At 57.4% G+C, this 23,515-nt stretch carries 24 protein-coding genes; 15 read left to right on the top strand and 9 right to left on the bottom strand.

The genetic code is table 11. The features are described 5' to 3' along the window. Position 1 precedes the first annotated feature (1 nt). Together sapA and pspF are read right to left on the bottom strand one after the other, a co-directional pair. Positions 2-1,618, bottom strand: a complete 1,617-nt coding sequence (gene sapA / locus C1Y41_RS05420) for an ABC transporter substrate-binding protein SapA (RefSeq protein ID WP_104085009.1) — start codon at positions 1,616-1,618, stop codon at positions 2-4. 503 nt (positions 1,619-2,121) lie between these two features. Further along, complete coding sequence (gene pspF, locus C1Y41_RS05410) at positions 2,122-3,129, bottom strand: phage shock protein operon transcriptional activator (protein ID WP_104085007.1); 1,008 nt, start codon at positions 3,127-3,129, stop codon at positions 2,122-2,124. A gap of 164 nt (positions 3,130-3,293) precedes the next feature. On the opposite strand from pspF, the gene pspA reads away from it, so the two are divergent. The 7 genes from pspA (at position 3,294) to tyrR (ending at position 9,103) form a co-directional block, all read left to right on the top strand. Further along, positions 3,294-3,959 carry a phage shock protein PspA gene (pspA, locus tag C1Y41_RS05405; RefSeq protein ID WP_071668851.1) on the top strand — a complete coding sequence of 222 codons (666 nt, stop codon included), beginning with the start codon at positions 3,294-3,296 and terminating at the stop codon, positions 3,957-3,959. A 59-nt stretch (positions 3,960-4,018) separates the two neighbouring features. After that, positions 4,019-4,243 (top strand): envelope stress response membrane protein PspB, encoded by a 225-nt coding sequence (gene pspB / locus C1Y41_RS05400; protein ID WP_039384488.1) that lies wholly within the window; start codon positions 4,019-4,021, stop codon positions 4,241-4,243. After that, complete coding sequence (gene pspC / locus C1Y41_RS05395; RefSeq protein ID WP_039384486.1) at positions 4,240-4,587, top strand: envelope stress response membrane protein PspC; 348 nt, start codon at positions 4,240-4,242, stop codon at positions 4,585-4,587. Before pspB ends, pspC begins: the two co-directional genes overlap by 4 nt. A gap of 45 nt (positions 4,588-4,632) precedes the next feature. Further along, entirely contained in the window at positions 4,633-4,881 is a 249-nt protein-coding gene (gene pspD / locus C1Y41_RS05390; protein ID WP_039384485.1) for a phage shock protein PspD, read from the top strand. After that, positions 4,862-6,259 carry a YcjX family protein gene (locus C1Y41_RS05385; protein WP_104085006.1) on the top strand — a complete coding sequence of 466 codons (1,398 nt, stop codon included), beginning with the start codon at positions 4,862-4,864 and terminating at the stop codon, positions 6,257-6,259. The genes pspD and C1Y41_RS05385 overlap by 20 nt, the downstream gene beginning before the upstream one ends. After that, a complete protein-coding gene (locus C1Y41_RS05380) occupies positions 6,256-7,326 on the top strand; it encodes a YcjF family protein (protein WP_039384483.1) in 1,071 nt (356 codons plus the stop codon). The genes C1Y41_RS05385 and C1Y41_RS05380 overlap by 4 nt, the downstream gene beginning before the upstream one ends. A gap of 211 nt (positions 7,327-7,537) precedes the next feature. Further along, a complete protein-coding gene (gene tyrR, locus C1Y41_RS05375; protein WP_104085005.1) occupies positions 7,538-9,103 on the top strand; it encodes a transcriptional regulator TyrR in 1,566 nt (521 codons plus the stop codon). A gap of 61 nt (positions 9,104-9,164) precedes the next feature. On the opposite strand, the gene tpx is transcribed toward tyrR, so the two are convergent. Continuing rightward, complete coding sequence (gene tpx / locus C1Y41_RS05370; RefSeq protein WP_039384481.1) at positions 9,165-9,668, bottom strand: thiol peroxidase; 504 nt, start codon at positions 9,666-9,668, stop codon at positions 9,165-9,167. Positions 9,669-9,817: 149 nt separating this feature from the next. On the opposite strand from tpx, the gene ycjG reads away from it, so the two are divergent. Next, positions 9,818-10,804, top strand: a complete 987-nt coding sequence (gene ycjG / locus C1Y41_RS05365; RefSeq protein ID WP_039384480.1) for an L-Ala-D/L-Glu epimerase — start codon at positions 9,818-9,820, stop codon at positions 10,802-10,804. Here ycjG and mpaA read toward each other — a convergent pair. Then, positions 10,773-11,486, bottom strand: coding sequence for a murein tripeptide amidase MpaA (gene mpaA / locus C1Y41_RS05360; RefSeq protein WP_039384479.1), 714 nt, complete (start codon positions 11,484-11,486; stop codon positions 10,773-10,775). The two genes, ycjG and mpaA, sit on opposite strands and share 32 nt — an antisense overlap. Positions 11,487-11,669: 183 nt before the next feature. Here mpaA and C1Y41_RS05355 point away from each other — a divergent pair, with 183 nt between their 5' ends. The 3 genes from C1Y41_RS05355 (at position 11,670) to C1Y41_RS20095 (ending at position 14,761) form a co-directional block, all read left to right on the top strand. Then, entirely contained in the window at positions 11,670-13,289 is a 1,620-nt protein-coding gene (locus C1Y41_RS05355) for an ABC transporter substrate-binding protein (protein ID WP_104085004.1), read from the top strand. A gap of 95 nt (positions 13,290-13,384) precedes the next feature. Then, entirely contained in the window at positions 13,385-14,368 is a 984-nt protein-coding gene (gene zntB, locus C1Y41_RS05350; RefSeq protein WP_039384477.1) for a zinc transporter ZntB, read from the top strand. Positions 14,369-14,614: 246 nt separating this feature from the next. Continuing rightward, the gene (locus C1Y41_RS20095) at positions 14,615-14,761 is read left to right on the top strand and encodes a hypothetical protein (RefSeq protein ID WP_166713867.1); all 147 of its coding nucleotides are present in this window, start codon (positions 14,615-14,617) and stop codon (positions 14,759-14,761) included. Between the two features lie 50 nt (positions 14,762-14,811). Here C1Y41_RS20095 and ttcA read toward each other — a convergent pair whose 3' ends face one another. Next, positions 14,812-15,747, bottom strand: coding sequence for a tRNA 2-thiocytidine(32) synthetase TtcA (ttcA, locus tag C1Y41_RS05345; protein ID WP_104085350.1), 936 nt, complete (start codon positions 15,745-15,747; stop codon positions 14,812-14,814). A 179-nt stretch (positions 15,748-15,926) separates the two neighbouring features. Further along, positions 15,927-16,583 (bottom strand): MgtC/SapB family protein, encoded by a 657-nt coding sequence (locus C1Y41_RS05340; RefSeq protein ID WP_039384476.1) that lies wholly within the window; start codon positions 16,581-16,583, stop codon positions 15,927-15,929. A gap of 189 nt (positions 16,584-16,772) precedes the next feature. On the opposite strand from C1Y41_RS05340, the gene C1Y41_RS05335 reads away from it, so the two are divergent. Next, positions 16,773-17,045 carry a DUF333 domain-containing protein gene (locus C1Y41_RS05335; protein WP_039384475.1) on the top strand — a complete coding sequence of 91 codons (273 nt, stop codon included), beginning with the start codon at positions 16,773-16,775 and terminating at the stop codon, positions 17,043-17,045. A 15-nt stretch (positions 17,046-17,060) separates the two neighbouring features. Here C1Y41_RS05335 and C1Y41_RS05330 read toward each other — a convergent pair whose 3' ends face one another. After that, on the bottom strand, positions 17,061-18,053 hold the full coding sequence (locus C1Y41_RS05330) for a 2-hydroxyacid dehydrogenase (protein WP_104085003.1): 993 nt from the start codon (positions 18,051-18,053) through the stop codon (positions 17,061-17,063). A gap of 164 nt (positions 18,054-18,217) precedes the next feature. Between C1Y41_RS05330 and C1Y41_RS05325 the strand changes: the two genes are divergently transcribed. The 3 genes from C1Y41_RS05325 to C1Y41_RS05315 are packed head-to-tail and all read left to right on the top strand — an operon-like array spanning position 18,218 to position 21,347. Beyond that, a complete protein-coding gene (locus tag C1Y41_RS05325) occupies positions 18,218-20,830 on the top strand; it encodes a YdbH family protein (RefSeq protein ID WP_104085002.1) in 2,613 nt (870 codons plus the stop codon). A 2-nt stretch (positions 20,831-20,832) separates the two neighbouring features. Then, positions 20,833-21,018: a YnbE family lipoprotein gene (locus C1Y41_RS05320; RefSeq protein WP_039385947.1), complete on the top strand. Its 186-nt coding sequence runs from the start codon at positions 20,833-20,835 to the stop codon at positions 21,016-21,018. Beyond that, a complete protein-coding gene (locus tag C1Y41_RS05315) occupies positions 21,018-21,347 on the top strand; it encodes a YdbL family protein (RefSeq protein WP_039384472.1) in 330 nt (109 codons plus the stop codon). The genes C1Y41_RS05320 and C1Y41_RS05315 overlap by 1 nt, the downstream gene beginning before the upstream one ends. 70 nt (positions 21,348-21,417) lie before the next feature. On the opposite strand, the gene C1Y41_RS05310 is transcribed toward C1Y41_RS05315, so the two are convergent. Both C1Y41_RS05310 and azoR read right to left on the bottom strand, forming a co-directional pair. Then, complete coding sequence (locus C1Y41_RS05310) at positions 21,418-22,560, bottom strand: hypothetical protein (RefSeq protein ID WP_104085000.1); 1,143 nt, start codon at positions 22,558-22,560, stop codon at positions 21,418-21,420. A gap of 341 nt (positions 22,561-22,901) precedes the next feature. Continuing rightward, positions 22,902-23,501 (bottom strand): FMN-dependent NADH-azoreductase, encoded by a 600-nt coding sequence (azoR, locus tag C1Y41_RS05305; protein ID WP_094110923.1) that lies wholly within the window; start codon positions 23,499-23,501, stop codon positions 22,902-22,904. Positions 23,502-23,515 lie beyond the last annotated feature (14 nt).

Below are 23,515 nucleotides of genomic sequence, written 5' to 3'. Positions count from 1 at the left end.
GTTACTCTCCGCTCTGCTCATCACGATGTACGCCGGCGAAAGAGGCGTTGCCAAACGGACTCAGTACCAGCCCCTGAATATCGTGCCGGTACGCCTGCACGCGCAGTGAAGAGGCGAGCGGCAATACCGGCAGCTCCTGAGCAAGCAGCTGCTGTGCACGGTCATAGCTTTCAATCCGCGCGGAGAGCTGCTGAGAGAGCAGGGCGCGCTGCAGAGACTCATCGAACGCCGGGGAACACCAGTGAGCATAGTTGGTCTGGGAACGGATCGCCGCACAGCTGAGCAGCGGACGGAAGAAGCTATCAGGATCGTTGCTGTCGGTGGCCCAGCCGCTCAGGGTTAAATCGTGGTTCATCGCCATCAGCTGCGCTTCCTGAAAGCGGCCCTCAACCGGGGTGATAATAACGTTAACGCCGACCTGCGCCAGATCCGCCTGCAGCAGCTCGGCGGTTTTAAGCGGGCTGGGGTTCCAGGACATGGAGGTGGTTGGCACCACCAGACGCAGCGTCAGGTTTTCGATGCCGAGGGCTTTCAGCGCCGCGCGCGATTTGTCCGGATTATATTCCGTTACGCGGGCGTCGCTGTCATAGGCCCACGAGGCGCGCGGCAGGATAGACGCTGCAGTTTCCGCCGTGCCGTAATAAATGGACTCCATCAGGCGCTCATTATTGATTGCCAGCGCCAGCGCGTGCCGCACTTCAGGCCGGTCCAGCGGCGCTTTACGGGTGTTAAACGCCAGATAAGCGATATTCATGCCGGGGCGCAGCGTCATGCGCAAACGCGGATCGTCGCGCAGGATCGAGAGCTGGCTCGCCGCCGGATAAGCCAGTACGTCACACTCGCCGGTCAGCAGTTTTGACAGACGGCCGGTGCCGCCAACGCCCAGGTCAATCACCACCTGCTGCAGGCGCGGTACGCCCTTCCAGTACCAGGGATTACGCGCCAGGCGCAGATACTGCCCGGTACGATACTCGCTCAGCTGATAGGGACCGGTGCCCACCGGTTCGCGATCCAGCTTCTCCTGCTGCCCTTTGGCATCCAGCTGCGCGGCATACTCCTGTGACAGTACCGGCGCGTAGTGGGTAGCGATATGCCATAAAAAAGAGGCGTCAGGCGCGTTCAGGCGGATCTCCACGGTATAGCGATCCAGCTTTTTGACGCTCTGGACGGAGTCGGCAAACTGCAGGCTGTCAAAATAGGGATAGCTGCCGCCGTTAACATTATGCCACGGATGATGCCGGTCAAACATCCGCGCAAAACTGAATACCACATCATCGGCGTTCAGCGTGCGGCGGGGCGTAAAGCTGGCGGTATGCTGGAAAGAGACATTCCGCCGCAGATGAAACCGGTAGGTTGCGCCGTTATCGCGCACTTCCCAGCTCTGCGCCAGATCGGGTATTAAACGATAAGTGTAAGGGTCAACGTCCAGCAGTCTGTCGTAGAGCTGCGCGGCCAGGGTATCAACCACCAGGCCGCTGCTGACCATCTGCGGGTTAAAAGTGTTAACGCTGCCGTTTACACAATAGACAAAGCCGGTCTGACGGATCGATTCCGCAGGCGCAGCAGACGCGCTCAAAGCGCTGAAACTCAGCAGCAGCGAGAAGAGAATTTTTAGCATAGAACTCAACGATTCTGAGGCAATAGCCAGAGTGTATCGCAAACCGGTAAGAGTTCCCAAACTCCCCCGCACGCCAGCAGCAATAACAGCCATATCGTCCAGAAAGCAGGCGCAGTAACTGTGTGGGAATGAGAAAAATTCTCAATAAAGCTTTACAGATGATAATAGGAATGATTATTATTCACCTGCGCTTCACCGGTGGCTCTGCCGGAGAAGAGCACGACATTGCTCACATTGCTTCCAGTATTATGTTGCCCGCCCTGTGCGGGCTTTTTTTTTCTTCCTGACTGGCGCGGCAGCGGCGTTGGCTGCGTTCAGCAGAACCGGTCACATACTGATGTATGCTCCCGGTCGCGGCTTCACTTGCCGCCTTGCTGCCACACCAGTCAGTTTGAAAAAAGGCTGTCTGGTCTGCGGCAGCTGCACTGGCCGCGTTCAGCAGAACCGGTTACATACTGATGTATGCTCCCGGTCGCGGCTTCACTTGCCGCCTTGCTGCCACCTTACTGCTCACTCTCATCCCGTACCTGAATATCATGCTTTTTCATCATTGCCCGCAGCTGATGATAGGTCACACCCAGCAGCCCGGCCGCGCGCCGCTGGTTAAACTTTGCCTGTTGCAGGCTCACTTCCAGCAGCGCGCGCTCCTGCTGATACTGCCACTGGCGCAAATCGAGCGGCAGCGCGGGCAGGGCTGCAGATTCGGCAGGGCGCTGCCGCTCTGCTGAATCTGTGGCACGTGAAGCAAACGGATTGATGATGATCGTGTCCAGCGGCTCTTCGGTGCTGCGGTGACGATACACGGAACGCTCCACGACATTCTTCAGTTCGCGCACGTTGCCGGGCCAGTGGTAAGCCAGCAGCTCCCGCTGCGCACGTTCGCTGAAGCCGGGAAACAGCGGCAGACGCAGCTCGCGACACATCTGAATAGCAAAATGCTCCGCCATAAGCAGAATATCGCTGCGTCGCTGGCGCAGCGGCGGCAGCTGCACCACATCAAAGGCGAGACGATCCAGCAGGTCCGCCCGGAATTTTCCGGCAGCAGCAAGCGCGGGCAGATCTTCATTGGTGGCGCAGACCAGGCGTACATTAACCTGCAGCGCGTGATTACCGCCAACGCGCTCCAGCTGACCATATTCAATTACGCGCAGTAGCTTCTCCTGAACCAGCATCGGTGCGGTCGCCAGCTCATCAAGAAACAGCGTGCCGCCGTCGGCGCGCTCAAAGCGGCCAAGATGACGCTTCTGCGCGCCGGTAAAAGCGCCCGCCTCATGCCCGAAGAGTTCCGAGTCGAGCAGGCTCTCATTAAGCGCTGCACAGTTAAGCGAGATAAAAGGGCCCTGCCAGCGTTCAGACAGATAGTGCAGCCGGCTGGCGATCAGCTCTTTACCGGTGCCGCGCTCACCAATGACCAGCACCGGTTTTTCCAGCGGTGCCAGCTGAGACACCTGCTCCAGCATCTCAAGAAAATTATTCGACTCGCCCAGCAGGTTATCGTTGCCATTAGCCATGATGAATTTCACCAACAGTTGTGTAATTTACTCATCCTGGCCTTTCGCAGCAGGAATGTAAACCCAGCGCACTCAATAAAATCAGCTACTTAAAAGTTGGCACGCATCTTGTAAGCACTACAGGCGTCCCGACCATATACATGACAATATTGAGGAACATCATTATGGGTATTTTTTCTCGTTTCGCTGACATCGTAAACGCTAACATTAACTCGCTGCTTGAGCGCGCAGAAGATCCGCAGAAACTGGTACGCCTGATGATTCAGGAAATGGAAGACACGCTGGTTGAGGTACGTTCAACTTCAGCGCGCGCGCTGGCTGAGAAAAAGCAGCTGCTGCGCCGTATTGAACAGGCTGAGGTCCAGCAGTCGGAGTGGCAGGAAAAAGCGGAGCTGGCTATCAGCAAAGAGAAAGAGGATCTGGCACGCTCTGCGCTGATTGAAAAACAGAAACTCACCGATCTGATTAGCCTGCTGCAGCAGGAATCAACGCAGGTGGATGAGACGCTGGAGCGAATGAAAGGCGAGATCGGCGAGCTGGAAAACAAGCTCGGCGAAACCCGCGCCCGCCAGCAGGCGCTGACGCTGCGCCATCAGGCGGCTTCCTCATCACGCGATGTTCGTCGTCAGCTCGACAGCGGCAAAATTGATGATGCGATGGCGCGCTTTGAGTCCTTTGAACGTCGTATCGACCATATGGAAGCTGAAGCGGAAAGCCAGCGCTTTGGTAAATCAAAAACGCTGGATCAGCAGTTTGCTGAGCTGAAAGCTGATGATGAAATCAGCCAGCAGCTTGCCGCACTGAAAGCCAGAATGAACCGCGGTGAGTGATCGCGTCCGGGCCCGTTTTCGGGCCCGGCTGAAACGGTGTAGATGATTAAGGAGAGTCAATGAGCGCACTTTTTCTTGCCATACCCCTGACGATTTTTGTGCTGTTTGTCGCACCCATCTGGTTATGGCTGCATTACAGCAACCGGCGCAGCGCAGGTGAACTGTCGAATAATGATATGCAGCGGCTGCAGCAGCTGACGCAGGAGGCGCAACGTATGCGCGAGCGCGTTCAGGCGCTGGAAGCGATTCTTGATGCGGAGCATCCAAACTGGAGGCAGCCATGACAGGCGATCGCAAACTCTGGCGCATTCCGCAGCAGGGCAAAGTACGCGGCGTGTGTGCCGGCGTAGCGGAATATCTCGACATACCGGTGCGTCTGCTGCGCGTCATCGTCGTGCTGTCACTGTTCTTTGGCCTGTTTATGATCACCGTGACCGCCTATTTTATTCTCGGCTATGTGCTGGATGAGAAACCGGCCACGCTGCCGGATCAGAAGCAGCCAACGGCCCGTGAACTGCTGGATGAGCTGGCGCTGACCCTGAGCCAGGATGAGCGCAGCGTTCGCGATGTAGAGCGTTACGTGACCTCTGAAACCTTCAGCGTGCGCAGCCGTTTTCGTCAGCTCTGATCCCCGGACCCTCGCGGGTCCGCATCTCAACTCATAAGGGGCTTTATGCACACTCAGCGAATGACTGCTCTGCGCCGTCGCGCAACACCTGCGTTGAAGTCGGCCGGAAAATTCATCATTATCAGTGCGGTAACATATGGTCCCGGCGGGCTCGCCGGCTGGGCTGTTAAATCGGTGGCGCGCCGTCCGCTGCGCCTGTTGCTGGCGGCCGCCCTGGAACCGCTGCTGAGCAGGGCGTTTCGCCGTCTGTCAGCGCGATTCATCAGGGAGAACGATGAAAAAACTGCAAAATGAACTTGTCGCGTTGATGAACCGCGGCGTGGATCGTCATCTGCGCCTGGCGGTCACCGGACTGAGCCGCAGCGGCAAGACCGCGTTTATTACCTCGCTGGTCAATCAGCTGCTGAACGTCCATCACGGCGCGCGCCTGCCGCTGTTTTCAGTGGTACGCGAAGAGCGTTTACTTGGCGTCAAGCGCGTGCCGCAGCGCGAGCTCGGTACGCCGCGCTTTACCTATGATGAAGGGCTGGCTCAGCTCTACGGCGCGCCACCCGCATGGCCCACCCCAACGCGCGGCGTCAGCGAAATGTGCCTCGCGCTGCGCTACCGGCCTGATAACTCACTGCTGCGTCACTTCAAAGATACCGCCACGCTCTATCTTGAGATCGTTGACTATCCCGGTGAATGGCTGCTCGATCTGCCCATGCTGGCGCAGGATTATGTCAGCTGGTCGCGGCAGATGCGCGGGCTGCTGCAGGGCGACAGAGAGAAATGGTCAGCCCGCTGGCGTGAGCTCTGCCATAACCTCGATCCGCTGGCACCCGCTAATGAAAACCAGCTGGCAGAGATTGCCGCCGCCTGGACAGATTATCTGCACCACTGCAAAAGCCAGGGGCTGCACTTTATTCAGCCGGGCCGCTTTGTGCTGCCGGGCGAGATGGCGGGCGCACCGGCGCTGCAGTTTTTCCCGTGGCCCGATGCGGATGAGCAGGCTGTGAGCAAACTGGCACAGGCGCCGGCCGGCAGTAATTTTGTTGTACTGCAGCAGCGGTATAACTACTACTGTTCGCACGTGGTGAAAGGCTTCTATAAAAATTATTTTCTGCGTTTTGACCGGCAAATTGTGCTGGTGGACTGTCTGCAGCCGCTGAACAGCGGGCCGCAGGCGTTTAATGATATGCGTCTGGCGCTGACTCAGCTCATGCAGAGTTTTCATTACGGTCAGCGGACCCTGTTCCGGCGCCTCTTCTCCCCGGTGATAGACAAGCTGCTGTTTGCCGCGACGAAAGCCGATCACATCACCGCCGATCAGCACGCCAATATGGTGTCGTTGCTGCAGCAGCTGGTACAGGATGCCTGGCAGAACGCCGCATTTGAAGGTATCAGCATGGATTGCCTCGGACTGGCCGCCATACAGGCTACCGAAAGCGGCCTGGTGGATCACCGGGGCGAGAAGCTGCCGGCACTGCGCGGTGAGCGGCTGACAGATGGTGAGCCGCTCACCGTTTATCCGGGTGAGGTGCCGCCCCGTTTGCCGGGGAACAGCTTCTGGCAGCAGCAGGGGTTTCAGTTTGAGCAATTCCGGCCGCAATCGCTGGATATAGATCGGCCTCTGCCGCATATCCGCATGGATGCCGCGCTGGAATTTTTACTGGGAGATAAATTGCGATGAGTGATGAGACGCCGTTAAAAGCGCGAATCGATTTTGCCCGTCCGCTCAGCAGCGATGCGCAGCCACCGCTGCGTGCTGCGCAGACGTTTGACGTAAAAACCGCCGATTTTGTCGCAGCGACCGGGGCAGATCCGCTGCCTGAAGGCGCCGGTGAAAAGATGGTGGAGGCGGCGCTGCGACCTAAACGCAGCCTGTGGCGTAAAATAGCCGCTGCGGGCGTGGCGGTGTTCACCGTGAGCGTGCTGGCTCAGGGCGTACAGTTTATGCACGATGCGTGGCAGGCGCGCGACTGGTTTGCCCTGGGCAGCGGGGCGGCAGGCGGGCTGATTGTGCTGGCTGGTGCCGGCGCACTGATTGCGGAGTGGCGGCGTCTGTGGCGGCTGCGCCAGCGCGCAGAATCGCGCGATGTGGCGCGTGACCTGCTGCAGAGTCACGGCATCGGCAAAGCACGCGCCTTTTGTGAAAATCTCGCGCAGCAGGCGCGGCTCGATCAGGCGCATCCGGCGCTGCAGCGCTGGTATGCCGCGCTGCATGAGACGCATAACGATCGCGAGATTGTCACGCTCTACGCACAGCTGGTGCAGCCGGTACTCGATCGCCAGGCGCGCAGTGAAATCAGCCGCCACGCCGCGGAATCGACCCTGATGATTGCCGTCAGCCCGCTGGCGCTGGTGGATATGGCGTTTATCGCCTGGCGTAATCTGCGGCTGGTGAATCGTATCGCCGCGATTTACGGCATCGAACTGGGTTATTTCAGCCGTATCCGTCTGTTTCGTCTGGTGCTGCTCAATATGGCCTTTGCCGGCGCGTCCGAACTGGTGCGCGAAGTGGGGATGGACTGGATGTCGCAGGATATCGCGGCGCGTCTTTCAGCCCGTGCCGCACAGGGTATCGGTGCCGGGTTGCTGACCGCGCGGCTGGGCATAAAAGCGATGGAGCTGTGCCGTCCGCTGCCGTGGCTGGAAGAGGATAAACCCCGCCTTGGCGACTTCCGCCGCGACCTGGTGAGCCAGCTTAAAACCTCGCTGGCAAAAGGCAGCTCCGCCTCAGAGCAGAGTGCTAAATAATCAACGTTCCTGTCACTTTCATTCTGCTCCCATGCTAAAAGGCAACGTAAACGTTGCCTTTTTCGTTTCTTCCCGGCATAAGCAGCTCTGTCTGACCCGGCGAAAAGGGGAATCTGTGCTGCACTGTCAACTTTTCATGACACAGCCCTTCTGGGGTGCTGCAAGTTAGCGTATTATCTCTGAAATCAAAACCTGACTAAGGCTTACTGCCATGCGTTTGGAAGTTTTTTGTCATGACCGAATCGGTCTGGCGCGTGAACTGCTCGACCTGCTGGTCGCCCGCAATATCGATTTACGCGGCATCGAAATTGCCCCGCAGGGCCGCATCTATCTCAGCTTTTCTGCGCTGGAGTTTGACGCTTTCAGCAATTTGATGGCAGAGATCCGGCGCACGCCCGGCGTCACCGACGTGCGTACCGTGGCATATCTGCCCTCTGAGCGCGAACATCGCGCGCTCAGCGCGCTGCTGGTGGCGATGCCGGAGCCGGTCTTCTCTATCGATCTTAAAGGCAAAATTGAGCTGGCCAATCCGGCGGCGCAGCATCTGTTTGCGCTGGATGAGCAGAAAATCCGCAATCACAGCGTGGCGTCACTGATTGGCGGCGTTAATTTTCAGCGCTGGCTGGAGAGCGAACGGGTAGAGGCGCAGACCCAGCATGTGGTGATTCAGGGGCGTGACTTTCTGCTGGAAGCGCGACCCATCTACCTTGCAGACAGCGATGAGCAGGGCGATAACCCGGTGGGCGCAATGATCACGCTGAAGTCCACGGCGCGTATGGGACGTCAGCTGCAGAATCTCAGCGTCACGGATGAGTCCGAGTTTGACCATATCGTGGCGGTGACGCCTAAAATGCGTCAGGTCATTGAGCAGGCGCGTAAACTGGCGATGCACGATGCGCCGCTGCTGATTGTGGGCGATACCGGCACCGGCAAAGATATGCTGGCGCGCGCCTGCCACCTGCGCAGCGCACGCGGTAAAAAACCGTTTCTCGCGCTCAACTGCGGTTCGATTCCGGACGACGTGGCGGAGAGCGAGCTGTTTGGCCACGCGGCCGGCGCCTATCCCAACGCGCTGGAGGGGAAAAAGGGCTTTTTTGAGCAGGCCAGCGGCGGCTCGGTGCTGCTGGACGAAATCGGTGAGATGTCGCCGCGTATGCAGACCAAGCTGCTGCGTTTTCTCAACGACGGGACCTTTCGCCGCGTAGGCGAAGATCATGAAGTGCATGTTGATGTCCGGGTGATCTGCGCCACGCAAAAGAACCTGATTGAGATGGTACAGCGCGGGGAGTTCCGCGAGGATCTCTTTTACCGGCTCAACGTGCTGACGCTGAATCTGCCGCCGCTGCGCGAGCGTCCGCTTGATATTCTGCCGCTGACAGAGATGTTTGTGGCGCGTTTTGCCGATGAGCAGGGGCTGCCGCGCCCGCGCCTGTCACCGCAGCTGCTGCCGTTCCTGACGCGCTACAGCTGGCCGGGCAATGTCCGGCAGCTGAAAAACACGCTCTATCGGGCCATGACGCAGCTGGAAGGTTATGAGCTGCGTCCGCAGGATATCGTGCTGCCGGAGCAGGCGCTGGATGTGTCGCTGGGTGAAGAGGCGCTGGAGGGATCGCTGGATGAGATCACCGGCCGCTTTGAGCGTTCGGTACTGACCCGGCTCTATCTCTCCTATCCCAGCACGCGTAAGCTGGCCAAACGTCTGGGCGTATCGCACACGGCGATTGCCAATAAACTGCGTGAATATGGATTAGGGCAGAAGCGCGGAGAGAGCGAGTAGCTGCGCTGGCCTGTTCTGAACAGTAAAAACCGTCCCGTAAGGACGGTTTTTTATGAGCAACTTACTTCAGCGCGGCCAGCGCTGCATCGTAATCGGGCTCTTCGGTGATCTCATTGACCAGCTGGCTGTAAAGCACCTTGTCATTCTCATCAAGCACCACTACTGCACGGGCGGTCAGGCCTTTTAGCGGGCCGTCAGAGATAGCGACGCCATAATTCTCTTTGAACTCAGAGCCGCGCATAGCGGAAAGCGTGACCACATTGGCGACGTTCTCCGCGCCGCAGAAGCGTGACTGGGCAAACGGCAGGTCAGCTGAAATGCAGAGCACTACGGTGTTGCTGGTATCACCGGAGCGCTCGTTAAACTTGCGAACCGAGGCGGCGCAGACGCCGGTATCGATACTCGGGAAGATGTTCAGCACTTTGCGCTTTCCGGCATAGTCTGCCAGCGAAACATCAGCCAGATCTTTAGTGACCAGCGTAAAAGGCTGCGCCTGCTCGCCTGCCTGCGGGAAGTGGCCGGCAACCGGAACAGGATTACCCTGAAAGTGAACGTTCTGTGACATACAATCTCCTTTTTAAATGAAAAGTCAGCGCAGCGCGCGACTTTACGAAAACCGTTAAAGTTTATGCCATAATTTTTAGGGGTTTACGATTACCTTTCTTACAATAATCGCTCAGCTTCACATCAGGCGCACAATTTTAAGGTGTAAAAATGAGAACAGTGAAGAGTTATCCTGAAGCCTGGCCACTGCATTCGCCGTTCGTTATCTCGCGCGGCAGCCGGACGGAAGCGCAGGTTGTGGTGGTGGAAATTGAAGAGAATGGTATTAAAGGCACCGGAGAAGCGACCCCGTATGCCCGTTATGGTGAGAGCGAGGCCTCAGTGCTGGCGCAGATTGCCGCTCAGCTGCCCGCGCTGCAGCAGGGCTTAACCCGAAGCGCGCTGCAGCAGGCGATGCCGGCGGGTGCGGCGCGCAATGCCATTGATTGTGCGCTCTGGGATCTGGAACGCCAGCAGCATGGGCAGACGCTGGCCGCGCTGTGCGATCGCCCTCTGGCCGGGCAGGTAGCCACGGCGCGCACCATCAGTATCGATACGCCGGAAGCGATGGCCAGCAGCGCGCTGGCGCTGTGGCAGCATGGTGCAAAGCTGCTCAAAGTGAAAATGGATAATCATCTGATCAGTGAGCGGCTGGTAGCGATCCGCAGCGCGGTGCCGGAAGCGACCCTGATTATCGACGCAAATGAATCCTGGGAAGCGGAAGGGCTGGCGGCACGCTGTCAGCTGCTGGCGGATCTAAATATTGCGATGCTGGAGCAGCCGCTGCCCGCCGGGCAGGATGCTGCGCTGGCAAATTTTGTCCATCCGCTGCCGATCTGCGCAGATGAGAGTTGCCATACGCGCGACAGCCTGGCGGAACTGGCGGGGCGCTACGAGATGATCAATATCAAGCTGGATAAAACCGGCGGCCTGACAGAGGCGCTGGCGCTGGCCGCTACCGCGCGTGAGCAGGGATTTACGCTGATGCTGGGCTGTATGCTCTGTACCTCGCGCGCTATCCGGGCCGCGCTGCCGCTGGTTTCACAGGCCGCCTTCACCGATCTGGATGGCCCGACCTGGCTGGCAGCAGATGTCGATCCCGCGCTCTCATTCAGCTATGGCACACTTAATGCGGCGCCTGCCAGCGCAGCAGATTAATCATCGCCTCAAGATAGCGTTCGGTCGCCTCATCAACGGAAATCGGCGGCATTTCCGCCGTAATGCAGAGTAGCCCCAGATCGGCGCACCAGCTGCCAAAAGAACCCGGCGTGGCGTATCCCACGCTGCTTACCACCGGCAATGCGGTCTGCTCACCCAGCCAGCGCGCCAGCGCGCTGTGATGGGGATCGTCGATACAGGCCAGCGGTTCATGCCATGAGACCACCCAGCGCGGCTGCAGCTGATGGATCAGCTGGCACAGCGCGCTGGTTTCGGGTTCGGAGGCGGGCTTCTCACCAGTAGAGAGCACCACATCGCGTGCGTCAGCGGCGCTGTTCCAGCGGTAGTGCGTATCGCCCCGCTGCCAGTTAGCGGCGGGAAAGTTACGGTTGAGATCGACGCCGCGCGCGTTGGCGCGCAGCCCGAGCTGACAGCCGTCCGGATTCACGGCCAGAATGACATGATGGCGGCGCAGGGAGGCTGGCAGCGTCCGCAACGCGGCGGAAAGCGTGGCGATTGCGGCGTTCTCATCGCCGTGAGTGCCGGCGATGATCAGTCCGCTCTCTTCATCAGCTGACTGCGCCGGAAACCAGAGCAGCGGGGCGCCGAGCGCCGAGCGACCATACTGCTGCCAGACCGCATCAAGCTGACCGCGCTGCGGTCGCGGGTGATGAAATGACATATCAGGCTCTCCTGTGAGCGGCTCTGCAAACGAGCGGGGCGCGCGCCTGTCCGGCACTACATTAACGGTAAACAGCAAACCGGGAAATAGCTACATACCAATCAGCAATTTGCGTTACAGTTGCCGGAGTTGCTGGCGACATTACGCACTTCAGGTCGCCCTTTTTTCTGTTAAGGAGTGATGATGAAGCCTCTGTTTTTCCCCACGGCGCTGGCGCTGATCGTCAGCAGCACGTTTTTTCCGGCTACTGCTGCTGAAATACCGGCGGGCGCGCTGCTCGCCAGCCAGCAGACAATTGTTCGCCACATCAAAGATGAACCCGCCTCGCTTGATCCCATGAAAGCCGTGGGATTGCCGGAAATTCAGGTCATGCGCGACCTGTTTGAAGGCCTCACCAGTCAGGATGCAAAAGGCCAGATTGTGCCCGGCGTCGCTGAGAGCTGGAGCAGTAATGACAATAAAATCTGGCTGTTTACGCTGCGCAAAGATGCGCGCTGGTCAGATGGCAGCCCGGTCACTGCGCAGGATTTTGTCTACAGCTGGCAGCGTCTGGTCGATCCGAAAAACAGTTCGCCTTTTGCCTGGTTTGCGGCGCTGAGCGGTATTGAAAATGCGGAAGCGATTACCAAAGGCAGCATGAGTCCGGAGAAACTGGGCGTAACGGCCACCGATGCCACCCATCTGAAAGTGACGCTGTCACGACCGGTGCCGTGGCTGCCAGCCATGATGGCCAACGCCGCGCTGTTTCCCGTGCCGCAAAAAGTTATCCAGGCTGAAGGTGACGCGTGGACCGCACCGGGCAAGCTGGTGGGAAATGGCGCCTATCAGTTACAAACGCGGGTCGTAAACGAAAAGATTGTTCTGGTGCGCAATAAACATTACTGGGACGACAAGCATTCAGTGCTGACGCAGGTGACCTTTCTGCCCATCAATGAAGAGTCCAGCGCCACCAAGCGCTACCGCGCCGGGGATATCGATATCACCGAATCATTCCCGAAAAATATGTTTGCGCTATTGAAAAAGAGTCTGCCGGGTGAGGTCTATACCCCTGACCAGCTCGGGACCTACTACTACGCCTTTAATACGCAGAAAGGACCGACGGCTGATGTGCGCGTGCGTAAAGCGCTTTCGTGGAGTATCGATCGCCGCATTATTGCGGAGAAGGTGCTGGGGACCGGCGAGAAGCCGGCGTGGCATTTTACTCCCGATGTGACGGCCGGTTTTACGTCACAGCAGAGCTATCTGCAGCAGCATAGCCAGCAGGAGCTGAATGCGCAGGCGAAAGCGCTGCTCGCGGCAGCGGGCTACGGTCCAGCTAAGCCGCTGCATCTGACGCTGCTCTATAACACCTCAGAAAGCCATCAGAAAATTGCTATCGCCGTCGCCTCGATGTGGAAAAAGACTCTGGGCGCAGAGGTTACGCTGCAAAACCAGGAGTGGAAAACCTATATCGACAGCCGCAACAGCGGAAATTTTGATGTGATCCGCGCCTCGTGGGTCGGTGATTATAACGAACCCTCTACCTTTCTCAGTCTGCTGACGGCCAGCCACAGCGGGAATATTGCGCGTTTCAACAGCGCGGAGTATGACGCGCTACTGGCGAAAGCGAGTACCGAAACCAGCGTGCAGGCGCGCAATGCAGATTACAACAAAGCGGAGCAGATCATTGCCGACCAGGCACCCATCGCACCGCTATATCAATATACAAACGGCCGCCTGATAAAACCGTGGGTAAAAGGCTATCCCATCACCAACCCGGAAGATGTGGCTTACAGCCGCGAGTTGTGGATTGAAAAGCACTGAGTACCTTGCGTCACGTTTGCATACACCGGCGCGATTGCAACTGAAAGGCGCGGCGCTAGACTGTAGCCTGTTGATTGAGAGCGTGGAGTGGGGACGTGAACGTTATTGAAGGGAAAGCATTACAGGTATCAGATGCCATTATTGCCTGTCAGTTTGATGGCAAAGGTGGCGTTATCGCGATTAAAGATGACGATATCATCCACTGCGAGCGCCACTGCTGGCTGCATCTGAATTACGCGCAGCGCCAGAGCGCGGAGTGGCTGCAGAATACGCCGCTGATCCCCGATGCCGTGCGCGATGCGCTGGCAGGCGACAGTATGCGGCCGCGCGTCACGCGGCTTGGCGACGGCTTTATGATTGTGCTGCGCAGCGTGAACCACAACGCCGACTCGCGTCCCGATCAGCTGGTGGCGATGCGCGTATTCATCAATGACAAACTGATCGTCTCTACGCGCCGCCGCAAAGTCAACGCGATAGATGAAGTGCTCAATGAGCTGCAGCATGGTAATGGCCCGGCAGACGGCGGCAGCTGGCTGGTGGATGTCTGCGACGCGCTGACCGATCACGCCAGCGAATTCATTGAAGATATGCATGACAAGATTATTGAGCTGGAAGATGCGCTGATGGATCAGCAGGTGCCGGCCAGAGGCGAGCTGGCGCTGCTGCGCAAGCAGCTGATCGTCATGCGCCGCTATATGGCACCGCAGCGTGATGTCTATGCGCGACTGGCCAGCGAGAAACTCCCGTGGATGAGTGACGACGACCGGCGACGCATGCAGGACGTGGCGGACCGTCTGGGCCGCGGCCTGGACGATCTCAACGCCGGCGTGGCGCGCACCGGCATCCTCGCTGACGAGGTCGCCTCGCTGCTGGCGGAGTCGATGAACCGCCGGACGTATACCATGTCACTGATGGCGATGATTTTTCTGCCTGCGACCTTTCTTACCGGACTGTTTGGCGTCAACCTCGGTGGCATTCCGGGCGGTAACTGGCAGCACGGTTTTCTGCTGTTTTGTCTGATCCTGCTGCTGATGGTCGGGGGCGTGGCGGTATGGCTGAAAAAACGCAAATGGCTGTAGCAAAAGCGGGAAAAGCTGATCGATATCAACTCACCCTGCGGAAAATCGCGGCACACTCTCTTTCGCAGGTGAATGCAACGTCAGGCGATGGGCGTTGTACTCCATATTGTCTTACTTCCTGTTTGCGAATTACTGCATAGCACAGTTAATTCCTCTGACACCGGCCCCAGGGCCGGTTTTTTTTATGCTGGCTTGTTCAGCAAAGCTTTCCTACGCTTAAAGTACGTTCCGCAACAGGAGAAAGCGATGCAAGCTATCCACGCCAGTGAACCGATCCCAACCGACCCGGTGCCGATTCCGGAGCCTGTTCCGCAGCCGCAGCCCATTCCGGAGCCGGAGCCGCCGCACGATCCCGATGTGCCACCCATCAGCGATCCGCCGCCGCATCAATAAAAAAAGGCGCGTTCCCGCCGGGATACGCGCCTTTGTAGTTCTCAGCAGAACTACTTTATCTCTAATACATCCAGCCGCAGCTTCGCGGTGGCTGCTGCATCCTCATCCGGCTGCCAGCCCGCGGGCTGCATCGGCAGCGTTTCGCGATCGAAGCCAATATCACCACCATCAACCACTTCATCGCCATGGCGGATGCCTTTGAAATCGAACAGGCTGATATCCGCCATATGCGAAGGCACAATGTTCTGCATGGCGCTGAACATGGTTTCAATGCGGCCCGGAAAACGTTTATCCCAGTCGCGCAGCATATCGGCCACCACCTGACGCTGCAGGTTGGGCTGCGAACCGCACAGGTTGCAGGGGATAATCGGGTACTGGCGCGCTTCAGCAAAGCGGATAATATCTTTTTCACGGCAGTAGGCGAGAGGGCGGATAACAATATGCTTGCCGTCATCACTCATCAGCTTGGGCGGCATGCCTTTCATTTTGCCGCCGTAGAACATATTAAGAAACAGCGTCTGCAGGATATCGTCGCGATGATGGCCGAGCGCAATTTTAGTACAGCCCAGTTCGCTGGCGGTGCGATAGAGAATACCGCGACGCAGACGCGAGCAGAGTGAGCAGGTGGTTTTGCCTTCCGGGATCTTCTCTTTAACAATAGAGTAAGTATCTTCGGTGACAATTTTATACTCCACGCCCAGCGTCTCAAGATAAGCGGGCAGAATATGCGCCGGGAAGCCGGGCTGCTTCTGATCGAGATTGACCGCCACCAGCGAAAAATTCACCGGCGCGCTCTGCTGCAGGCTGCGCAGGATCTCCAGCATGGTATAGCTGTCTTTACCGCCTGAGAGACAGACCATGATGCGGTCGCCTTCTTCAATCATGTTGAAGTCAGCAATCGCTTCGCCGACGTTGCGGCGCAGGCGCTTCTGCAGTTTATTGAAGTTGTATTGCTCTTTTTTTGTTACGTCTTGATTTTCTGACATTATTTTCACGCTTGAGAGTGCCGGCGAACAGAACAGGCGGCTGAAACCCGCATTGGCGGTCATAAACCTGTAGTTATGGATGCGTATGGTACGGATTGCGCGCGCGAATACCAGCCTCGCGTGAACGCTTTTAATCTGTTGCCGCATCCGTGGCTAATAATTTTGCTCTGTCTGCGCCTCTATACCATCTCCAGTGACTGCACCCCTTTAATATCCATGACCTTCTCATAAAGGCTGTGGCGCGGTGCCCGGCGGGAGAGTGTGACCTCTACGCTGAGTTCACACAGGCCGCTCTCTTCGTCACGGTTGACCACCGCGATATGCCCGTAGCGGATCCCTTCACGCTGCAGCACCAGTAACACCAGCGGGACGCTTTTGGCTTTCAGATGCACAATCAGCGTATGATGGCGGCCAATCAGCCAGTGGCTGAGGCGGCGAAAAACCTCCAGCACGACCAGCGCCAGCAGCGTGCCATAAATGCCAATTTCATACATCCCGCTACCGATAACCAGACCGATGGCGGCGGTAACCCAGAGGCCCGCTGCGGTAGTCAGGCCTTTTACGATCTGCTTCTGAATAATGATGGTACCGGCCCCGAGAAAGCCCATACCGCTGACGACCTGCGCCGCGATGCGGCTGGGATCAAGACCCACATGGTCGCTGCTGAGCATATCGGCAAAGCCATATTTCGAGACCAGCATAAACAGGGCGCTGCCGATCCCCACCAGAATATGGGTACGCAGACCCGCCTCTTTTGCCCGCATCTGACGCTCAAGTCCGATAAGCCCGCCGAGAACGCCGGCCAGCGCGATGCGTAACAGCATATCGGTTAACATAATTTCCCCTGAGCAATTGAAATAACGGATTATTTTAGAAGATAACCGGCAAAAATCTTCTCTTCAGGATAATTCTGCTTGCAATGAAAGGTCTGAAATTTTGTAAAAAGCTATGTCCGCACTCGATTCGCAGCAGAGGCTGTCATATGCTGTGAGCACTTTTCGTCCCCTGTCCCCGGAGTCCGACTAATGAAAGCTGCCTCTTTACTGCTGGCTGGTGCAGCACTGCTGCTCTCCGCCTGCAGCAGTACCCCTGATAACGAACCGCCGCAGCAGGCGACCGCGGCTCACGTCCAGCCGCACGTCGTGATGTCCGCAATGGCAGAAAGCAGCTGCAGCGGTGCCGGGGGCACGCTGGCATTTTCCCGCCAGCTGGATGGTTCACGTATCGGCATGTGTCAGCTGTCAAACGGCCGCCGCTGCGATGAACAGGCGCTCATGGGTGGCACGTGCGCCCGCTGATGCGGGCGCACCATTTCAGGGCTTAACCCGGTTCGGGCACGCTTCGCCTTGATCGAGCTGCTGCAGATTACCCAGCGTGGTTTCTGAGATGGCGGTCAGGGCTTCTGCGGTCAGAAACGCCTGATGTCCGGTAAACAGCACGTTGTGGCAGGCAGAGAGGCGGCGGAAAATGTCGTCCTGAATAACGTCGTTCGATTTGTCCTCAAAAAACAGATCGCGTTCATTTTCATAGACGTCCATTCCCAGCGACCCGATCTTCTGCTGTTTTAGCGCTTCAATAGCCGCCTGCGAATCGATCAGGCCGCCGCGGCTGGTATTGATGATCATCACGCCATCTTTCATTTCGCTGAACGCCTGCGCGTTAAGCATATGATGATTTTCCGGCGTCATCGGGCAGTGCAGCGTAATCACATCCGAGCGGGCAAACAGCGTTTTCAGATCGACATATTCTGCACCCAGCTCAAGCGCAGCGTCGCTCGGGTAGGGATCACAGGCCAGCAGCTTCATGCCAAATCCTTTCAGGATCCGCAGCGTAGCCACACCGATTTTCCCCGTACCGACCACGCCTGCGGTTTTATTGTGCATGTTGAAGCCGGTCAGGCCATCAAGCGAAAAGTTTGCGTCACGGGTGCGCTGATAAGCGCGATGAATGCGGCGATTCAGCGCCAACATCATACCCACCGTGTGTTCCGCCACCGCTTCCGGGGAGTAGGCGGGCACGCGTACGACCTCCATGCCCAGCTCAGCAGCCGCCTGCAGATCGACGTTATTGAATCCGGCACAGCGCAGGGCAATATACTTAATGCCCAATGCCGCCAGCTCTTCCAGTACCGCTCTGCCGCAGTCGTCATTTACGAAAATACAGACCGCGTCACAGCCGGCAGCATTTTTTGCCGTATCCTCGCTGAGCAGGAAATCAAAGAACACCAGCTCAAATCCAAAACGGGCGTTGACCTGTTCAAAATATTTCTGGTCATAGTGCTTGGTGCTGTAAACCGCAACTTTCATTGTTTCGCTCCTGAAAAATGCCATGTCGGTATCATTAAAGGATAACGGTTTCTGCGCGACTTTGCTTTTCTTCACGCAGCAGGCCAGGCTAACACCTTCATTTGCGAATGATTACGTGCCATCATTTCGGCAGGAAAATATAAACAACAGGATAGTTACCCGCCATGACGCGTGGCCTTCGCCGACTACTTGCCGCCTTGCTGGCGCTGATTCTGCTGCTGCTGGGCCTGCTGCTGACGCTGACGCAGTGGCTGCCACGGCTGGCCGGTATCTGGCTGCCGGATGAGACGCGCATCGAAATTGAGGGCAGGCCGGGCTGGCAGCAGGGCGCAGTGACGTTGCCGCAGCTGCGTTACCTGACGGGCAGCTGTACGCTGGCTAAGGTTGAGCAGGTGGCGCTGGGCCGCTCACAGCAGCGCTGGCAGCTTAGCGCACAGCGCGTCACGCTTAACAGCGCCTGCTGGCAGTCGCTGCCGCCGCAGCCAGCTTCTGCCGTACCGCGTACGCTGGCCGACTGGCAGCAGCGCCTGCCGGGGGCCGATGTACATATCGGCAGGCTGGCCGTCCTGCCGTGGCAGCACTATGCTGGTGAACTCGATCTCACGCTTGCACCGGAACAGCAGCAGCTGCGCTATCGCGGCGATAATCTCAGCCTGAACGCACGCCTGCAGGGCCAGACGCTGACGGTCGACTCTCTTAAGTTACAACATCCTTTTCTGACACAACCGCTGACGTTACATGGCAGCGTAGCGCTGCCCACATTTGCGGATGGCTTGCCGGTAACCGGCGCACTGCAGAGTGAGCTAAGCGTGGCTCAGTGGCCGCAGCCGCTGACGCTGGATCTGCAGTGGCAGCAGCAGCAGGGTAAGCTGATCGTTCAGGAGCAGGGCGATGAGACACCGCTGCTTGAGCTGCCGTGGCAGAGCGACCGCGATACGTTTCAGATCGCCGACGGGCGCTGGCGCTGGCCTCTGGCCAGTCAGATGCTGTCAGGCGGCGTGGGGCTGACCCTGACCGGATGGCAGCAGGGGATGGACAATCTGCGCGTGCAGGGGCGGCTGAATCTGCTGACGCAGGGGCGCGGCGGTAAAGGTAATGTGGTATTGAGCGTCGGGCCGGGACCGCTGCGCGTAACGGATAACGCGCTGCCGCTGCGCATTACCGGCGAGAGTAAATTTGCCGGGCTGCAGCTCTATGGCAGCCTGCCCGGCGAGCTGCGCGGTGCACTCAGCGCGCCGACGCTGACGTTCCAGCCAGGCGCACTGCTGCGCCTGCGCGGCCAGCTGCTGGATCTCCCTGAAGTGGATGAAGCGCGCTGGCCCCTGGCGGGTGTTTCACTTTCAGCGCAGGGCATTGATGGCCGGCTGCAGGCGATTCTGACGGCGCATAAGCGCGACTATGGTCACTTTACGCTGCATCTGGATGGCCGCGCTGCCGCGTTCTGGCCAGACAGCGGCAGCTGGCGCTGGCGCTACTGGGGCGACGGCAAACTGCAGCCGTTTAACGCAGAGTGGGATGTTACAGGCACCGGCAGCTGGCTGGATCAGCGTATTACGCTGGATACGCTCAATACCGGCCTGAATCAGCTGGCGTGGGGGCCGGTGCAGATTGACCGGCCGCGTATCCGGCTCACTGCGCCGCTGCGCTGGCAGCGGGATAGCACGCAGCCCGGTTTTGCAGGCAGTTTTCGTCTTGATGCGGGGCAAACGCACTTCAGCTACGGCGGCTGGCTGCCGCCTGCAGGGCTGACGTTTGATGTGAAAGGTCGCGATCCGGCACGGTTTTTATGGCGCGGTGAACTGCGCGCTGAAGATATCGGCCCGCTGCGCGTGCACGGACGCTGGGATGGTGAGCGGCTACGCGGAGAGGCCTGGTGGCCGGCACAGTCGCTGCGCGTGTTCCAGCCGCTGCTCAGCAGCGACTTAAAAATGCGTATCCGCAGCGGTGAGCTGCGGGCGCAGGTCGCGTTTTCAGCCGGAGCCAGTCAGGCATTTCAGGCTGGCGGCTTCTTTGCGGTTCAGCAGGGCAGCCTGCAGCTGCCGGACAGTGACATCAACGGCATCGACTTTGCGCTGCCGTTTCGCTATCGCGCTCAGCAGTGGCAGCTGGGACGGCGCGGACCGGTTTCGCTGCGTATCCGCGAGGTTAACAATCAGTTTGCGCTGCAGAATATCACGGCCGATCTGCAGGGTTACTATCCCTGGCAGGAGAGACAGCCGCTTACCCTGAGTAACGTGACGCTCGATTTACTGGGCGGGCACGTCAGTATGCCGGCGCTGCGCATGCCGCAGCGCGAAGCGGCCAGGATTTCGCTGCGCCAGATCGATCTCAGCCGGCTGGTAACGGCACTCAAGCCCAAACAGTTTGCTATGTCGGGTAAGGTCAACGGTGAGCTGCCGCTCTGGCTCAGTAATCCGCAGTGGCTGATCAGAAATGGCTGGATCGCTAACAGCGGGCCGCTCACGTTTCGGCTGGATAAGGATACGGCAGACGCGATTGTAAAAGACAATGTCGCCGCCGGGGCAGCGCTGAGCTGGCTGCGTTATCTGGAGATTTCACGCTCCTGGGCCACACTCGATCTGGATAATACCGGTAATCTGGTGATGCAGTCGCAGGTCACCGGCGTCAGCCAGTTCAGCAACCGGCGCCAGACAATCAATCTCAACTATCGTCATCAGGAGAATCTGTTCCAGCTATGGCGCAGCCTGCGCTTTGGCGATAATTTACAATCCTGGGTGGAGCAGAACGCCACCCTGCCATCAAAGAGGGATCCCTGATGATGAGGTTAAGAGGTGCGCTGCTGGCAGGCAGCGTTGTGCTGGCAGGATGCGTACCGCGGATTGAAGTGGCCGCTCCTGATGCGCCGATTACGATAAATATGAACGTGAAAATTGAACATGAGATCCACATCAAGGTGGATAAAGATGTCGAGGCGCTGCTGCAGAATCAGAGCGGGCTGTTCTGATGGCCCGCAACCGAACAATACGCGCCGTTGCGCTGCTGCTGGTTTTGCTGGCCGGGTCTGCCCATGCGCTGACGCTTGATGAGGCGCGGCAGCAAGGGCGGGTCGGGGAAACGCTGAGCGGCTATGTTGCTGCACGGCAGCAGGATGAGGTCACGCTGGCGCTGGTGAGTCGCATCAATGAGGGCCGCCGGATGGCGTATCAGCGCATTGCCGGGGAAAACAAACTCACAACCAGCGACGTCGCGCGGATTGCCGGAGAGAAGCTGGTGAGCCGGGCCAGCGCAGGGGAATATGTGCGCGGCATCAACGGCCAGTGGCTGCAGAAGTAACCGGTGGCGGGAGGCTCAGCGCTTTCCCGCCACCGGGTGTGGCTTGCGAAGGATCTGCTGCTGTCAGGCATTACGCTGCACTGCTGGTACGTAAGACTGCCAGCGCCGGCTGCCCTTCAAGCAGCGCGGCACGCATTTCGTTACGGTCGAAGCTGTGGCGTGTACCATAAATATTTCTTTTGTCATTGTGTATATCATTAAACAGTTTTGAATAGGCGTCATTAACCATCCTCCGGGTTATTGACTGTACTGAGTTAGCACGCTGGCGCCCACTTAAGCTCTGCGAATTACGACGTAAGGTTGCGGAGGTTGCGTTTTTACTTCCAATGTCTTCCTCTACCCGACTGACGCGCTGCTGCATAGTCGGTACGCCATATTTTATATTGTGCCCGATAGTGTTATTTTTTGATAGCGTGAAAAATCTGGCGTTAGCGCCTGAATTAACCGCATAGCGATTAGCCTGATCGCATAGCTTACGCAGATCGATTTCTTTATTTTCTTTTTCTGCCTGATCAATGATGTCACTTATAGCATTAAATATTAGCTCCTGTTTTGCTGCGTTATAAAGAAAGAGAGCATTGGAAGGACTATTGTCATATGCGTTTATTATTTCAGTCATTGATTTACAGCCTTCAGATTTGGTTCTGGCGGTATTTTCAAAGTGTGCTATTTTTTCGCTCTGTTGCTGCCGGAATGTATCTGTCAGTGACGAAATATAACTTTTTATCGATGACCAGAACTGCGCAAATTGATGCTTAATTTGGGTTAGCAATGAGGGCGCGCCTTTATGCCCGGCTGTAGTTTTTGCCTGAGTAGTGACAGGGTCAGGTTTTGCTTCTGCCAGAGAAGATGCTGACACACTCGGTCGGGCGATAGAGATATCCTGTACTCTCGCAACTGGCGCTGCTACAGCCGTCGCTATAACCGGTGCAGCGATAGGGCGTGTTACGGAAGAAGATGGCGTGCGGTTGCCCGTACTATGAAGTTTTTCAAAAGCTGATGTCAGCTGCGAAACCTTCTTTTTAGCTTCAATTACAGCGATTTCGCGTGTGTTTTTAACATTGGCATTCAACTGTGCGTCATAGTTACCCGTTCTTTTAATGGGCATCTCAAACATTTTAATCTTGTCGCTCACACCCGAAAAAGAGTTAACGGTTGCAGTTTGTCCGGGCAGCGTATCGCTTACATGGATATAGCATAACAGTAAGGCCATATTATTCTCCTGGTAAAAAAATTATTATTTGAGTAAAAGTTCAAATGTAGTTCCAGCCTGCACGGCTGGATTTGATTGCGGATTAATCGTGCCACGTTACTGGTGAGAAAACTTTCGTATTTCGATTTTTATTAAAGGTCGGGCGGTGCTGCGCTTTAATTAAAATGCGGGCGCGGGTTGTCAGTAACAGGGTTGAAATCGTAAAGCAGAATGAGAGAGTGATACTGCAGTGTAAATCAAAAAAGCGGGCAGCCGCCGGGAAGCAAAGATATATTGACGTTAAAATAAAAAACCGGGCGCTCAGGCCCGGTAAAATGAAGCAGAATATCTTTTTTTATTAATCAGGCAGAGACGCGCTGTTTAATCGCATCTTTCGCATCAGCGGTCGCTTTGGTCGCCACTTCCGGACCGTAGGCGATACCTTCCGCGAAGACAAACTCAACGTCAGTGATGCCGATAAAGCCAAGGAACAGCTTCACATACGGCGTCAGCAGATCGGTTGGGGTATCTTTGTGGATACCGCCACGGCTGCTCAGGATCACCGCACGTTTGCCTTTAACCAGACCTTCCGGACCCGCTTCGGTGTAGCGGAAAGTCACGCCCGCGCGGGCAATCAGGTCAAAGTAGTTTTTCAGCTGCGTCGGGATGTTGAAATTGTACATCGGTGCCGCAATAACAATGGTGTCATGCGCCTGCAGCTCAGCGATCAGCGCATCAGAGAGCGCCAGCGCCTCCTGCTGACGTGGAGAAAGTGGCGCATCTGAAGGACGCAGAGCACCCACCAGTTCACCATCCAGTACCGGTACCGGATCGGCAGCCAGGTCGCGTACGGTTACGCTGTCGCCGTTGGCGCGCGCTTCTTCAGCGTAAAAATCAGCCAGCTGACCTGACTGTGAATAACCGGCAAGGATACTGGACTTCAGAATTAATACGTGGCTCATAATAGGTTCCTGTG

Source organism: Pantoea sp. ICBG 1758, from assembly GCF_002928325.1.
In the GTDB taxonomy this organism is placed as follows: Bacteria; Pseudomonadota; Gammaproteobacteria; order Enterobacterales; family Enterobacteriaceae; genus Pantoea; species Pantoea eucrina.
This window is presented reverse-complemented; position numbering and strand designations above follow the sequence as displayed.